Annotated in this window: 11 protein-coding genes; 5 read left to right on the top strand and 6 right to left on the bottom strand. The window is 56.9% G+C overall.

Annotated features, from left to right (window positions below):
* The first annotated feature begins 92 nt into the window (after nt 1-92).
* Nucleotides 93-1,298: an MFS transporter gene (locus ACMGGP_RS00480; RefSeq protein WP_498798034.1), complete on the top strand. Its 1,206-nt coding sequence runs from the start codon at nt 93-95 to the stop codon at nt 1,296-1,298.
* A 55-nt stretch (nt 1,299-1,353) separates the two neighbouring features.
* Here the strand turns inward: ACMGGP_RS00480 and ACMGGP_RS00485 are convergent, their stop codons facing one another.
* Together ACMGGP_RS00485 and ACMGGP_RS00490 are read right to left on the bottom strand one after the other, a co-directional pair.
* Nucleotides 1,354-3,744, bottom strand: a complete 2,391-nt coding sequence (locus tag ACMGGP_RS00485) for a glucose/quinate/shikimate family membrane-bound PQQ-dependent dehydrogenase (RefSeq protein ID WP_010252065.1) — start codon at nt 3,742-3,744, stop codon at nt 1,354-1,356.
* A 275-nt stretch (nt 3,745-4,019) separates the two neighbouring features.
* Nucleotides 4,020-4,619, bottom strand: a complete 600-nt coding sequence (locus tag ACMGGP_RS00490) for a hypothetical protein (protein ID WP_029519503.1) — start codon at nt 4,617-4,619, stop codon at nt 4,020-4,022.
* A gap of 400 nt (nt 4,620-5,019) precedes the next feature.
* Between ACMGGP_RS00490 and ACMGGP_RS00495 the strand changes: the two genes are divergently transcribed.
* Nucleotides 5,020-6,261, top strand: a complete 1,242-nt coding sequence (locus ACMGGP_RS00495; protein WP_010252060.1) for an MFS transporter — start codon at nt 5,020-5,022, stop codon at nt 6,259-6,261.
* 323 nt (nt 6,262-6,584) lie between these two features.
* Here the strand turns inward: ACMGGP_RS00495 and ACMGGP_RS00500 are convergent, their stop codons facing one another.
* Complete coding sequence (locus ACMGGP_RS00500) at nt 6,585-6,794, bottom strand: hypothetical protein (RefSeq protein WP_010252057.1); 210 nt, start codon at nt 6,792-6,794, stop codon at nt 6,585-6,587.
* A 205-nt stretch (nt 6,795-6,999) separates the two neighbouring features.
* Nucleotides 7,000-8,157 (bottom strand): Gfo/Idh/MocA family protein, encoded by a 1,158-nt coding sequence (locus tag ACMGGP_RS00505; RefSeq protein ID WP_010252054.1) that lies wholly within the window; start codon nt 8,155-8,157, stop codon nt 7,000-7,002.
* A gap of 270 nt (nt 8,158-8,427) precedes the next feature.
* On the opposite strand from ACMGGP_RS00505, the gene ACMGGP_RS00510 reads away from it, so the two are divergent.
* Together ACMGGP_RS00510 and ACMGGP_RS00515 are read left to right on the top strand one after the other, a co-directional pair.
* Nucleotides 8,428-9,312: a glucosamine kinase nucleotide-binding domain-containing protein gene (locus tag ACMGGP_RS00510; RefSeq protein WP_191924142.1), complete on the top strand. Its 885-nt coding sequence runs from the start codon at nt 8,428-8,430 to the stop codon at nt 9,310-9,312.
* A 40-nt stretch (nt 9,313-9,352) separates the two neighbouring features.
* Nucleotides 9,353-10,471 (top strand): ROK family transcriptional regulator, encoded by a 1,119-nt coding sequence (locus tag ACMGGP_RS00515; protein ID WP_022625245.1) that lies wholly within the window; start codon nt 9,353-9,355, stop codon nt 10,469-10,471.
* A gap of 57 nt (nt 10,472-10,528) precedes the next feature.
* Here ACMGGP_RS00515 and ACMGGP_RS00520 read toward each other — a convergent pair whose 3' ends face one another.
* Both ACMGGP_RS00520 and ACMGGP_RS00525 read right to left on the bottom strand, forming a co-directional pair.
* The gene (locus ACMGGP_RS00520; RefSeq protein WP_033787522.1) at nt 10,529-11,620 is read right to left on the bottom strand and encodes an ABC transporter ATP-binding protein; all 1,092 of its coding nucleotides are present in this window, start codon (nt 11,618-11,620) and stop codon (nt 10,529-10,531) included.
* A 12-nt stretch (nt 11,621-11,632) separates the two neighbouring features.
* A complete protein-coding gene (locus tag ACMGGP_RS00525) occupies nt 11,633-12,232 on the bottom strand; it encodes a GNAT family N-acetyltransferase (protein WP_045140852.1) in 600 nt (199 codons plus the stop codon).
* 550 nt (nt 12,233-12,782) lie between these two features.
* Here ACMGGP_RS00525 and ACMGGP_RS00530 point away from each other — a divergent pair.
* Nucleotides 12,783-14,114 carry an extracellular solute-binding protein gene (locus ACMGGP_RS00530; protein WP_010252044.1) on the top strand — a complete coding sequence of 444 codons (1,332 nt, stop codon included), beginning with the start codon at nt 12,783-12,785 and terminating at the stop codon, nt 14,112-14,114.
* Nucleotides 14,115-14,162: the final 48 nt, after the last annotated feature.

The following is a 14,162-nucleotide window of genomic DNA, read 5'->3' on the forward strand; positions in this document are numbered from 1 at the left end:
AATCATCGTCACAGAGTAACTATCCCGCCGCGACTGTTGTTACTCCGCTACGCCGGTTAGCCTGTATCCCTGATTACTCACCGGATATCATCATGCAACAGTCACCCGAAACTGCAGAGTTTCAGCACTGGCGACGTAACTTAGGGGTCTGCGTCGTCGGCTCTTTTACCACTATCGTGGCGATGACGCTGCTGCTGCCGTTCCTGCCGCTCTATGTGCAGCAACTCGGCGTTGAGCAGCCTGCCGCTATCGCCCGCTGGTCCGGCCTTGCCTACGGCGCGACCTTTTTCAGCGCCGCACTGACGGCGCCGTTGTGGGGCAGGCTGGCTGACCGCTATGGTCGTAAGCTGATGCTGATTCGGGCCAGTCTCGGGATGGCGATTGCGATGTCGCTGATTGGCATGGCGACCGCGCCGTGGCAACTGGTGGCGCTGCGCCTGCTGGCGGGGCTGCTGGGCGGCTACGCGTCGGGATCGACCATTCTGGTGGCGGCGCAAACGCCGAAAGCACAGACCGGCTGGGCGCTGGGGGTGTTGTCTTCCGGCATTATGGCCGGCAACGTGGTCGGACCGCTGCTGGGCGGTGTGCTACCGCCACTGATCGGGATTCGTCAGACTTTCTGGCTGACCGGCGCCGTGATTTTTCTCGCCTTCCTCGCCACTACCTTTTTACTCAAAGAGCAGCCACGTGCTCCCGCTACATCGCGCGCCAGCCAGCAACCGCATCCTGAAGCCGGGCCGGTTAATCACAGCCTGATACGGCTGATGTGGCTCTCTGGCATGTTGCTGATCTTCGCCAGCATGTCGATTGAGCCGATTATTACGCTTTACGTGGGCGAGTTTGTGCAGGGCGACCACCAGATCATCCTGATAGCCGGACTGGTGATGTCCGCGGCGGCGCTGGGCACGGTCCTGGCGGCACCACGACTGGGTCGGCTGGCCGATCGGTTAGGGCACTGGCGGGTGCTGACCGGCGGTTTAGTCGTTAGCGGGCTGCTGCTGATACCCCAGGCATTTATCACGGCGGCCTGGCAACTGGTGCTGCTGCGTTTTCTGATGGGGATGGCGCTGGGCGGGTTGATGCCGTGCATCACGGCGATTATTCGTCATAACGTGCCGGGCTCACAGGTTGGGCGGATGCTGGGATATTCGACATCGGCACAATATATCGGCCAGGTCAGCGGGCCGCTGTTCGGTGGGCTGGTGGGCGGTGCATTCGGGATGCGGCCGGTGTTTCTGGCAACCTGCGTGGTGATGCTGTTTTGCGCCTGGCTTAACTGGCGTGGCATGAAAAAGTAGTGCGATCAAAAAAGGCGGACCGGAGTCCGCCTTAGTTTATTCACAGCTGCGTGAATTACTTCTGGTCTGGCAGCGCGTAGGCAATCACATAATCGCCCAGCCTGGTACCAAACGAGCCGTGACCCCCTGCCGCGATGACAACGTACTGCTTGCCATCCACTTCATAGGTCATTGGTGTCGCCTGGCCGCCTGCTGGCAGACGTGCCTGCCATAACAGTTCGCCGGTATCAGTGCTGAAAGCACGCAGGTAGTTATCTGCAGTCGCACCAATGAAGAACACCTTACCTGCGGTGGTGATAGGACCACCCAGCATCGGCATACCCATTTTGAACGGCAGCGGAACCGGTGCGCTATCGCGAACGGTACCGATACGCTGTTTCCACACCACGTTGTTGGTCTTCAGATCCACCGCGGAGATGTAACCCCAGGCAGGCTGTTTGCATGGCAGACCAAACGGTGACAGGAACGGGTTCAGCTCGACGCCATACGGCACGCCATACTGAGGCTGAATACCGGTTTCGGTACCTGAACCACCTTCAGCGCCTTTCGGCGGCTCAATCGGGTTGCCTGGGCCACGTGGAATCAGCTTAGAGACAAACGGCAGCGCCATTGGGTTAGCAATCGCGATCTGACGATGAGGATCGACTGCGATGCCGCCCCATTCGAACATACCGAGGTTACCCGGGAACACCAGCGTACCCTGCTCAGATGGCGGAGTGAACGGACCTTCATAGCGCAGGCGCTTGAAGATCACGCGGCACACCAGCTGGTCAAACATCGTCGCGCCCCACATATCCTTGTCCGTGAGATTCTGTTTCGGACGGAAGGTCAGCTCAGAGTAGGGCTGAGTGGCGGCAACGTGATCGCCTTTAGCAGCACCCTGTGGCACTGGCGTTTCCGGCGCAGGCACGACTGGCTTGCCGGTACGGCGATCCAGTACAAAGATGTTGCCGGTTTTCGCTGGCGCGTAGACAACCGGTACGGTGTTGCCATCTTTGTCGGTGATGTCAGCCAGCGTCGGCTGCGACGGCAGGTCCATATCCCACAGATCGTGATGCACAGTCTGATAAGACCAGACCAGCTTACCGGTGGTGGCGTTCAGGGCCAGCACGCTGCTCGCATAACGCTCCTGCTCTGGTGTGCGGTTACCGCCCCAGATATCCGGTGTGCTCACGCCCATCGGCAGGTAAACGGTATCCAGTTTCGGATCGTAAACTGCCGGTGCCCATGAGTTCGGAGAGTTCATGGTGAAGGTGTGTTCATCAGCCGGTATGGCATTAGGATCTTTTGCGCCTGGATCAAACACCCACAGCAGTTTGCCGGTATTCACATCAAAGCCACGAATCACGCCTGACGGCTCGCGGGTTGAGTAGTTATCGGTAACCGCACCCGCCATCACGATGGTGGTGTTAGTAATCACCGGCGGTGAGGTCGGCTCATACTGACCCGCAGTGGTGACAGGCTGTTTGTGTTGCAGATCCAGCTCGCCGTTGACGCCAAATGCCGGGCAGCGTTCGCCGGTCTCTGCGTCCAGTGCAAACAGACGACCATCGTTGACCGGCAGATAGATACGACGTGAACACAGCGCAGGCTGAGTGTTCGCTGCATCGGCGGCTGCCGGCACTTCGTGGTAAGAAACACCGCGACAGGTCACGTGCTGGAAGGTCGGGTTGACCTTCATGCCCGGATCAAACTTCCACTTCTGCTTACCGGTGGCCGCATCCAGTGCAAACAGGATCTGGTGTGGCGAACAGAGATAAAGCGTGTCGCGGATTTTAATCGGCGTGACTTCGTCGGTAATTTCACCCGGATCGTTAGGGGTTTTCATGTCGCCAGTCTGGAACTGCCAGGCAACCTGCAACTCTTTCACGTTCTGATGATTAATCTGCTTCAGCGGAGAGAAACGGGTTCCCTGCTGATCACGCGCATAAGCGGGCCAGTCAGCGTCCGGGATGTTGCTCAGCGGCGCAGCCTGCGGGGCGTTGTCAGCGGTTTCTGGTACTGACCCGTTGATGACCTGCGGATCGTTGAATACCGCATAGGCCAGCACAATGGCACTGGCAATCAGCGCCACAGCCATGGTACCCAGCGCGGCTTTGCTGCCCGCATTGAAGCTGCGATAGACAAACGGCAGGATCAGCCAGACACCGAAGATCACCAGCACATCGGTGCGTGGTGCCAGTGCCCAGAAGTCGGTGCCCACTTCCCATACACCCCAGATCAGGGTGCCGATCAGCAGCAACGCATAGAGAACCAGCGCAGTGCTTTTACGACGGGAAAGCAGATAAGCGGTGATAAGCATCACCACACCGCCAAAAACGTAATACCAGGAACCACCAATGGCGGCTAACCAGCCACCGCCAATCAGCATAAACGCGCCCGTCAGCACTGCGAACAGCACCGTCAGGAAACGAATTACGCCAAAAGATGAGGAGTTTTTCCCCATAATATCGACCTCGTTTCGTTGCCATAAAACACACGAAAACAACCAGATAGGCTGTTTCCAGTTATCAAGTACAAATGATTAGGGTGTTCTGAAGTATCTCTTCCGTTAAGACAGACGATCCCTTTGTGTTAAATGTTATAGCAAAATCAGATCGAGGTTTGATTTTTTTGGCTTAAACCGCTTAACAACTGGAATAAAACGACATTTTATGGGGGATTAAAGGACGTTAAGCGCACCGCCGTGTGCCCTTAACGCCGGAAGGCAGGATTTGAGAATCAGCAGCTAATAAGATCGCCGTCCGAGCGTTGCTGTTGCCAGCCGCTGATATTTATCTCAGCAAACTGCTCAGCGGTTAAGGGCGGCGTATGACTTCGTACGATTACCTCTGCCCCTTTTTCACGAAACGTCGCCATAAAAAAGGGAAAGGTAAACTTCTCATAATTATCATTAAAGAAAGATTCGGTTAAAACAATTCCTGAAAAAGGAAAAGATTCCAGCAGTCGCCAGTCTGCACCCGGCGGCGCAAAATCATAAAGCCAGAAATCAAATTTCTTTGTTAATTCAAGCAGTGACGTACTGTGTGCTGCCAGACTGGAATAATTAATTCCAATCCGGACACGCGCATTTTGTAAATGCGTATAGGCATCCGGAACCGCGATCATTCCCCGTAATCGAATATCTTCCACCGGCACAACCATTAATGCTGCTTCAGTAGCAATTTGATTGTGTAATGAAATAATGTTGTTTGTATTAAGTATATTTCCGCTATCCTGGTTTTGCTGAAGATAAGGCACGCTATAGCAAATGCCAGTGACATTACGCTTAACGTGATGGATTGGTTCAGTAACATAGGGGTTATATAAACTGTTTTTCATTATCTCTATGAAATTCAATAGAAAGGATTTGTTGTTAATTAAGCATATAAAAAGTCGCATTTTTCTAAACGCGTGAATAAATATAGATCACATGCTTAATCCAAATCATCCTTTTGTTGCCGGAGAAAGTAAATAAACCTGTTAGCAAAGAAACGATAATTCCTTTGGCGTCTGATGATGTGCTGGAATATATTCAATAGTCGGGACCAATAGGCTGGTAATAATCATGAGGGGTCTGACGCGCCTCGGCCGGACAGGGACGCTGCTTATCGCGCAGGGAGGCTGCGCTGGAGCCGCAGGCCTTCTGCTCGCATCCGGTCTGCTATCGTGAAGCCGACAATCACCACACCAATAACACCGCGCAACGACGCGGGTTTCCTCACCTGATTTGGGATAAGACATGGGATTTATGGCATCGGCAGCGGAAGAGTCGCTGTGGCGACATCGGACATTTGTCGCCTTCTGGGTGGCGCGTACCTGCTCATCATTTGGTTTTCAGATGTTCTCGGTCGCAATCAGCTGGCAGATCTATGCGCTGACCAACAGCGCGATGGCGTTAGGGATGATTGGCTTAATGCAGTTTCTGCCGTCGGTGTTGCTGGCGCTGCCAGCGGGCCATCTGGCGGATCAATATGACCGGCGGCGGATCGTGCTGTTGGGTCAGCTGGTGGAATTTGCCGCACTGCTGGCATTAGTGGTGCTTACCTTATTCCATACCCCCGATAAGACCGCGTTGTGGGGGCTGGTGTTTATGATTGCAGTGGCGAAAGCGCTGGAGTGGCCTGCGATGTCTTCGATGCTGCCGTCGCTGGTGCCGCCTTCGATTCTGGCGCGTGCGATGGCGATGAACTCCGTGGGCGGTCAGGCAGCGGTTATCGTCGGGCCGACGATTGGCGGGCTGCTTTATGTCGCCGGGCCGCATGTGGTGTATGGCGTTTCCGGGCTATTTTATCTGGTTTCGCTGACGCTGGTGAGTCTGCTGCGTTATGAACGCCCGGTGCAGGCTCGTCTGCCGATGAATATGAAGAATCTGTTTGCCGGGATTCACTTTATCCGTGAGCGCAAAGATGTGCTTGGGGTAATTTCGCTCGATCTGTTTGCGGTGCTTTTGGGCGGTGCAACGGCGCTGCTGCCGATTTTTGCCAAAGATATTCTGCATACCGGGCCCTGGGGGTTGGGGATGTTGCGCGGCGCACCGTCGGTGGGAGCATTGCTGGTGGGCATCTGGCTGAGCCGTCACAAGCTGGAGAAGCATGTCGGGATGATTATGTTTGGCTCGGTGGCGGGCTTTGGCGTTGCGACGCTGGTGTTCGCGCTTTCCACGCAGTTATGGCTGTCGCTGGTGGCGCTCTGTGCATTGGGTGGCTTTGATATGGTGAGTATGGTGATCCGGGGTGCGCTGGTGCAGCTGGATACGCCGGATACCATGCGCGGTCGGGTGAATGCGGTTAACGCGATTTTCATTAATACGTCGAATCAGCTGGGCGAGTTTGAGTCGGGGTTGCTGGCGGCCTGGATGGGTGCGGCACCGGCGGCGGCGATTGGCGGCATTGGTACGCTGGTGGTGGTGGCGCTGTGGATGAAGTTGTTTCCGCATCTGCGACGGCGTCAGAAGCTGGAGAATGAGGTGGATCCGGTTTGAACAACCGATGCTGGTAAGGCAGATGCGGTTGTAGAATTGTGTGCAGGTTCAGGGAGCATGAGCCTTGCGCAAAAACGCAAAAGCGCCATCCATTCGCTGTGAGTATGTAAGTTGCCTCTGACTGAGACGCAAACCGGACGAACGCAAAGCTCCGGGACGCCTTTCAAAACGTTCCTGATTTACACGAAAACACGTTCCTTGCTATAACTTATCTCTCATCGGCAGGCCTGTGGCCTCCTCAGTCAGCTTAAGCGCTTATAGAGGGTTCCGTTATGAATCAGACTCACTCCATTCCGGAAATTTATAATCCTGATGTGCCGTATTCAGTAAAGTGCGAGATCGTGGCGCAGCTGTGCCGGGCGCTGGCTTCCCATAAAAACATCCCGGTTAGCGCCCTGAGAAAATATCTTCTGGAAAAAACTCACGTTGATTTCGAAAATCTGGAGGATAACCCGGTAGGAATGCTGCTGCTGTATGAGTACCTTCACTGCCAGCGCCCCTCGGTCTGCGCCCGGAATGAAAAAAACCTTCATTAAGCGCTGCCTTCAGCTTAATCAAATACGCCTTCGGAGAAGAGGGCTGGAGAAGGGGCGGTTGAGTTGTCGCTGGCAACGGTTTCCCGAGCCAGCTCAACCTCAATATTGTCACTGGCCCGAAGGCCAGTACAGGAAGTTACCAGTCATACTGCCATTAAAATCCTGGGGTCAGAGGGGGAGGCCGACCCGCAGGCTGGAGCCATCAGGCCCCGGTTTTTCCCAGGTTGGCGTCAAATGTTAGCCAGCTTTCACGCATGTCCACTACGCTGCGGGTTTTACGGGCCTCATCGATTTTTATTGCCGTGAGGCCTGCTTCCAGCGCGTCCACTACTGAAACTTTCAGCGGTGTTCCCTGTTTAATATGTTTAACGATCTCTTCAGCCATCAGCGCATCTGCGCCGTAATGGCCATCATACGCATTGCCGCTGTAGGCGGTATCGACCTCTTTCTCGCCGCTGCGTGCGTTGTGTACGCGGAAGTAATTTCGCACGAAGTCGCCTTCCGCCATGCCGTCGGTGCCCATGACACAGAAACGGCGGAACTCATCCGGCACATTCAGATTGGCGTGGAAGGCCAGCGTCGCGCCGCCTTCGTACTCAATCAAGGCAGTCTGGTAGTCGACAATATCGGCATCGCTGTCGAACACCGCATCGGTGCTCGACCAGCCGCTGGGCTTCACGTGATAAAGTTCTGAGTCAGCGGTGATAGCTCCCTGCGGCGCATGAGCGGGAGTAAAGGATTTCCGGCCACCAAAGCTGGCGACGCGGATCGGGCGCTCCTGCAACAGCCCCTGATAGAGATCGATGTCGTGACAGCATTTTTCCAGAATGTACGGACCGGCATATTTCTCCAGACGGCGCCAGTCGCGCTGAAAGAATGCGCCGTGATAAGGCTTGATATGTTCTGTCGCCTCAATCGAGGTGATCTCACCCAACTGACCCGCATCGCGTGCCGCCAGCAGATCGTGATAGAGCGGGGAATAGCGCAGTACCAGGCCGACCAGAATGCGCGCTTCGCCATACTGACGTACCAGCTTCGCCATTTCCATGGTCTGCTCTTCATTGATCACCACCGGCTTTTCGGTAAACACCGTGTAACCCGCTGCCAGCGCCTGACCCACATGCTCCAGATGCAGAAAGTTGGGAGAGCCAACCAGCACGACATCCATTCCGCCATGTTCCAGCAGAGCATCGATTGACGCAAAGGCCTGGCCGGGCGCGATACCAAAGCTGTGCAGATTAGGCAGTCCGGCAGGTGCCGGATCGTAATAACCCACTACCGAGAAGGCGTCGTCGGCTTTGCTGAACTCTTTGATCACGTGGGACAGTCGAAAGCCGAGACCGATAATGCCTACTTTCATGTTAAACCCCTGCTCCTGAAATCGCATGATGCATAGCCCGCCTGTGATCGGGCGCGCCTGTTGATAATCTGACCACCAACTTATTACGACAGAAAAACTAATGTCAATAACGCACTGCGCGTTTTGCGAGGGGGTTTTTGTTATCATGATGTAAAATAAGAAGAAAATTCAGATATGATTTTGCTATATTTATTTGTTATTGCGATTTAAGTTTTTTTATCCTATCGTTCGCTCATTATGGCTATAACCCTTAATCAGGGAAGGAAGCGCGTGCAACCACACTATCTTCTGGGCATTGATGGCGGCGGTACACAGTGTCGCGCGCGGTTAACCGACCTGCAGGGTCGCATGCTGGCGGAAGCCACCGGCGGGCCTGCCAACGTCTGGTCAGACTATGACGCGGCGCTGACCTGCGTCGGGCAGCTGATCGAACGGGTATTGTCACAGGCGGGATTAGCCCCGGAGGCGCTGGCGCAAACCGCGCTGGTCGCCGGATTAGCCGGTGCGAATGTCACCTCGGTACAGGCGCGGCTCGCCAGCTGGCAACCTGCCTGCGCGGCGTTACAGGTGGTCAGCGATGTGGAGATCGCCTGTGCGGGCGCCCATGGCGGCGCACCTGGCGCCGTCTTTATTATCGGCACCGGCAGTCAGGGAGCCGCGTGGGATGGCGAACAGTTTACGCTGCTTGGCGGCTGGGGCTTTGCCTTGTCTGACCAGGGATCGGGCGCTGAGCTGGGCCGTCGTGCGCTGCGGCTGGCGCTGCTGGCCCATGAAGCGATTATTACCCAGAGCGCTCTTACCCGGCAGCTGATGGCGCAGTTCGACCACAGTCCGGAAACCATGCTGCTCTGGACGCGCTCAGCGACGCCTGCAGACTGGGCCCGCGTGGTGCCACAGATTTTTGCGGCCGCCGACGCGGGCGATGGTCATGCACAGGATCTGCTGCATCAGACCGCAGCCGATATCGGCCTGATGGTCCGCCGTCTGACTGCCCTGAGCAGCGGACCCGTGGCGCTGATGGGGGGACTGGCCACGCCGATTCAGCGCTGGCTGGATGACGATATTCAGGCCCGGCTGGTGACGCCGCAGGGCGATGCCCTGAGCGGGGCGCTGATACTGGCGCAGCAGCTGACGCCTGCCCGATTACCGATCTGAAGCTGGCTGAGCATCCTCAGCCAGATAACCCGAGGAATTTATGACCGCTCCCAACGTAACCGCGCGCATTCTGCGGTTGATTGTTGAAAATGCGCCGATCAGCCAGTCAGACCTGAAAGTTCGTAGCGGACTGAGCATGTCGACCGTGTCGCAGGCGACTAATCGCCTGCTGGCGCAGGAAATCGTGCAGGAGCTGGGGCTGCGTCGCGTGTCGATGGGGCGGCCAAAAACGCTGCTTGGGCTCAATCCCGATCGCGCCAGCGTGATTGGCATTCAGCTCAATGCAGAACGCAACCTGATCGTCATGACCGATCTCAGCGGCAATCTGCTGGGCGAACAGCAGATGCCGAAAGGCACGCTGACACCGCGCCAGCTCGGCGATGCACTGGCGAAATTCCTGCGCGGCGTTGAGGAGAAGCGGGTGGGCGCCATTGGCCTGGCCTTGTCGGGACTGGTCGATGCCGAAAACGGCTACTGTATCCGATCCAAAGTGCTCGACTGGGACAACGTCCCGATTGCGCGCCTGCTGGAAGAGCGTTTTTCGCTGCCGGTGTTTATCGAGAATGACGCCAACGCCATGGCAATGGCGGCGCTGGTGTTTGGTCAGCTCGGCAACGCGCAGTCGGCGGTGATCGCCACCTACGGCAAAGGGATCGGGGCGGGCATCATCCTGAATCGTCAGCTCTACCGCGGTCGTCACGGCAAGGCGGGGGAGATTGGCAACGGGCTGGTGGGCGACGGCTCACTGCGTCTGCTGGAAGATGTCGCCTCATCGCGTGCCATTCTGCAACGGCTTGCTGACCAGGAACCGGTGGAAGGCCTCACGTTGCAGGCGCTGGATCAGCGGCCAACACCCGAGGTGCTGGCGGTGCTGGAAGAGGCAGGACGCGAGCTGGGAATTTCACTGGCGAACCTGTCGGTGGCTTACGATCCGGATGTGGTTTATCTGGCGATGGAGCCGCACATGGCGTCACGCATTCTGCTCGATCACATCACCCAGAGCTTCCAGGCCTACCGGCTTAAACTGACGCCGCACATGACGCCGCTGCAGTTCCTGACTGAATCGAACCGCATGTGGGCGCTGGGCGCGGCGGGTTTTGCCGTCAACCGGCTGCTTGATCTGCTGGCGGCGCAGGCCGATGAAGAGCCGGTTACCTGAGTTATCCCTCGAATAAAAACGGGCGCCGCGGCGCCCGTTTTTGTTTCCGCGCTTCCCTTAGCGCAGGCGCATTCCCTGCTCATCAAACAGCAGGCAGTGCGCGGCAGAAAAGCCCAGTTCAACCTGAGTTCCCAGATCGCGCGTGGTTGCTTCACGCTCTTCCACCACCAGCATCTCTTCACGCCCGATATCCAGGTAGAGATAGTTGGTGTGGCCCAGCATTTCGCCATAGGCCAGCTCGCCGTGAAAGCGCAATGCCTCCGGCGTCTGCGCGGCAGGCTGGAAATGCTCGGGACGAATCCCCAGCGTCACGGTTTGCCCCTCGCGGCAGTCGGCGGCGATTTTCAGCACCAGCCCCTCAATCTTCAGTTCCGGCACCCGCAGCTGCACTTCACCCTTGCCCGTGGCGCTGATTTCCGCCCGCAGGAAGTTCATTTTTGGCGAGCCGATAAAGCCGGCGACAAACAGGTTATCCGGGTCGTGATAGAGCGTCAGCGGTGCGCCGACCTGCTCAATGCGGCCCTGACGCAGCACGACGATGCGGTCAGCCAGCGTCATCGCTTCCAGCTGATCGTGGGTGACATAAATCATGGTATTGCCGAGCGAGGCGTGCAGCCGCGCAATCTCAATCCGCATCTGCAAACGCAGCTCGGCATCGAGGTTAGAGAGCGGCTCATCGAACAGGAAGATACGCGGATGACGGATAATTGCCCGGCCAATCGCCACGCGCTGCCGTTGTCCGCCAGAGAGCGCGCGCGGCAGGCGGTCGAGCAGTTCGGTGAGATGCAGGCGGGCGGCCGTCCGGGCAATCGCCTCGTTGATCTCCGCCTTAGACTTCTTCATTACCTCAAGCGGATAGGCCAGGTTGCCGCGCACCGTCATGTTGGGGTAGAGCGCATAAGACTGAAACACCATAGCAATGCCGCGCTCGGTGGCGGGCTGCTGCGTCATGTCCTGCTCCTCAATCAGCAACTGACCGCTGCTGATCTCCTCCAGCCCGGCGATCATCCGCAGCAGTGTCGATTTGCCGCAGCCGGATGGCCCGACAAACACCACAAATTCGCCGCTGTTGATCGTCAGATCGATGCCATGAATGACATTAACGTGTTCATAAGACTTCTTCACATTCTGCAAGCGCAGGCTGGTCATCGGCTACCTCACTCAGAGTAACTGGCCCATGTAGATGGCATTGCTGCGCAGGATTGGGGTGAACCCCATGCGCTGATAAAAGGCACAGACCTGCTCATTCTGCAGGCTGACGCCAAGATGGACACCGCTGACACCGGCAGCGCGCAGCGCCGCCAGCTCATGCTCAATCATCCGGCGACCCCAGCCGCCTTTCTGTGCCGGGGGCAGCAGGTTGATATGCAGATGAGCGGGCCACTGCGTCACCAGCGTGTCAGCGGCCTGGTCAGGATGGCGTATTGCGTCGAGCACTTTGCTGTCGAGCGGCGCGCTGGCGCTGCGATCACGATATTTCTCCTGCAGCTGCGGCCACCATTCGGCCTGTAGCTGCGCTTCAAACGCGCGGGTATCGGGCGCGGCGACCACATAACCCTGCACCTCACCGTCCCGCTCCAGCACAAAAGCAAAGTCAGGCGCGAAACGCGCATAAGGCACAGCAAAACGCTGGCCGGGATAGTCAGGATCGGAATAGAGCGCGCGGGCATCGCCACCTGCATCGGCTGTTTCCAGGCAGATGCGGTAGAGCGCCGGGTAGTCCGCCGGGGTGGCCGGACGAATGACACCTTGATTCGCCATGGTGAATTCTCGTGAGTGAGTGAATCGGTCAGGGATTGAACAGATCCGCAGATAAAAGTTACGTTAATGAAAGTGGACTTAGTTTTCAAGATAGAATAATTACCTTATCTCACTAACACGGGCGCTTCGGCAATGTTTACCGGCATCGGGATGCACAACTGTGATCGCCAACACGCCCGGATTGTGGCGGCTGGCAGCAGATTCACGGCCAGTGAAAGGGGAAAAGTGTGAGCGTGATAGGATTTTCGTATGTTTTATCAGGATGTTATTTTGCAATGATTGCACTGGCATCTCCTGCTGCAGAAAAAGTAGCTGGCGACGCACCGCCACGGTTAATCGCGTAAATGCCAGCGCAGTGTGCTGAATTTCACGCCATGCCGCTGTTTATTTGCGCGTGCTCACAGCGTTGTAATTCCCCGCGCAGGCTGTTTGACTTTATTTTTTTATTAAAGTAAGTATGAGTGAGTGCGTTTGTGTGCGGCTGCAGCCTGCAGGATGTCAGGCGGTGAGATGAAAGGATGCCGTTCCTGGTCTGAAGAAGGTGAGCATAATGTCTGTTTCCTCCGTTCGTTCGTTCCGAATTCGCAATGTGGGTCGGCTGCTGGCAGCGGGCCTGCTGGCGGGCAGCGTCTCGCATGCCGCCCACGCCGCCGTTACCCTGAATGAGTGGGATATCTACAACTACCCGGAGCAGACTGCCGCGGTAGATGAAGGGATTAAAGAGTTTTCCCAGCAGAATCCCGGCATTGTGATTAACCGCTCGGTTCACTCCTTTGAAGATACCCGTATTCCTCTGAAGCTGGCGCTGACCGCCGGTGATGGCCCGCAGATCGCTCAGGTCAACCAGGGCGGCGGCGATATGGGCTCGCTGGTTAAAGATAAGCTGCTGCTGCCGCTCGACAGCTACGCCGCCAGCAACGGCTGGACCACACGCTTCCCGGACTCGATTCTGAAACGTAACCGCTGGTCAGACAGCGGCGAGTTCGGCAGCGGCAAACTCTATGGCGTCGCCAGCCTGGGCGAGATGGTCGGGCTCTATTACAACAAAGCGCTGCTGGATAAAGCAGGTATTGCCGTGCCGAAAACGCTGGCTGAGCTGGAAAGCGCGATGGCGAAACTGAAGCAGCAGGGCACCGCACCGATGATGCTCGGTCTGCTGGATGGCAACATGGGCCAGCAGCTGCTCAGCACCCTGTGGCAGGCGCAGATTGAGAGCCACGACCGCAAGACGCTGGATAATCTGATTTACGATGTGGGCGGCACCTTCAAAGACAGCAAGCTGGTCAATGCCGCCTCTATGATGAAGAGCTGGACCGACAAAGGGTACTTCTTCCCTGGCTTCCAGGGCATCGGTCACGACGATGCGGCGACGCTGTTCCAGAACGGCCAGGCTGCGTTCCTGGTCAGCGGCACCTGGTATCTCGGCCAGTTTAAAGACAACAAAGATATTCACTTTGCCGCGATGCCTGCCGGTGAAGGCGTGAAGCAACCGCTGATGGTGGGCGGTACCGATCTGGCGTTCTCCATCACCAGCACTGCCAAAGGCAAAGACCAGCAGGAAGGTGCGGCGAAGTTCATCAACTATATGGTCTCTGATGCCATGGCGAACCGCTGGCTGAAGGTGGGCTTCCTGCCTGCCAGCACCAACAAAGCGGCGAAAATGCCAGCGGACAATCCGCTGCTGGCCGAGGCGTATCAGGTCTGGCTGACACTCAATGATTACGACGGTTTAGGCCACTACGTGGACTGGGCGACACCCACCATGAACGCCGAGCTGAATCAGAACGTTCAGCTGCTGCTGGCGGGCCGTCAGACACCCGATCAGATGGTAGTTAATTTTGATAACAACTATCAGCGTTACCTGAAAACACTGAAGCATTAAGCCGGAGGCCCGGCGAACAGCCGGGCATGAGCCTCGTTCTGAACCACG

Origin of the sequence: Curtobacterium sp. BNK-1 (assembly GCF_048685235.1) — a bacterium.
GTDB classification, from domain to species: Bacteria; Pseudomonadota; Gammaproteobacteria; order Enterobacterales; family Enterobacteriaceae; genus Pantoea; species Pantoea agglomerans.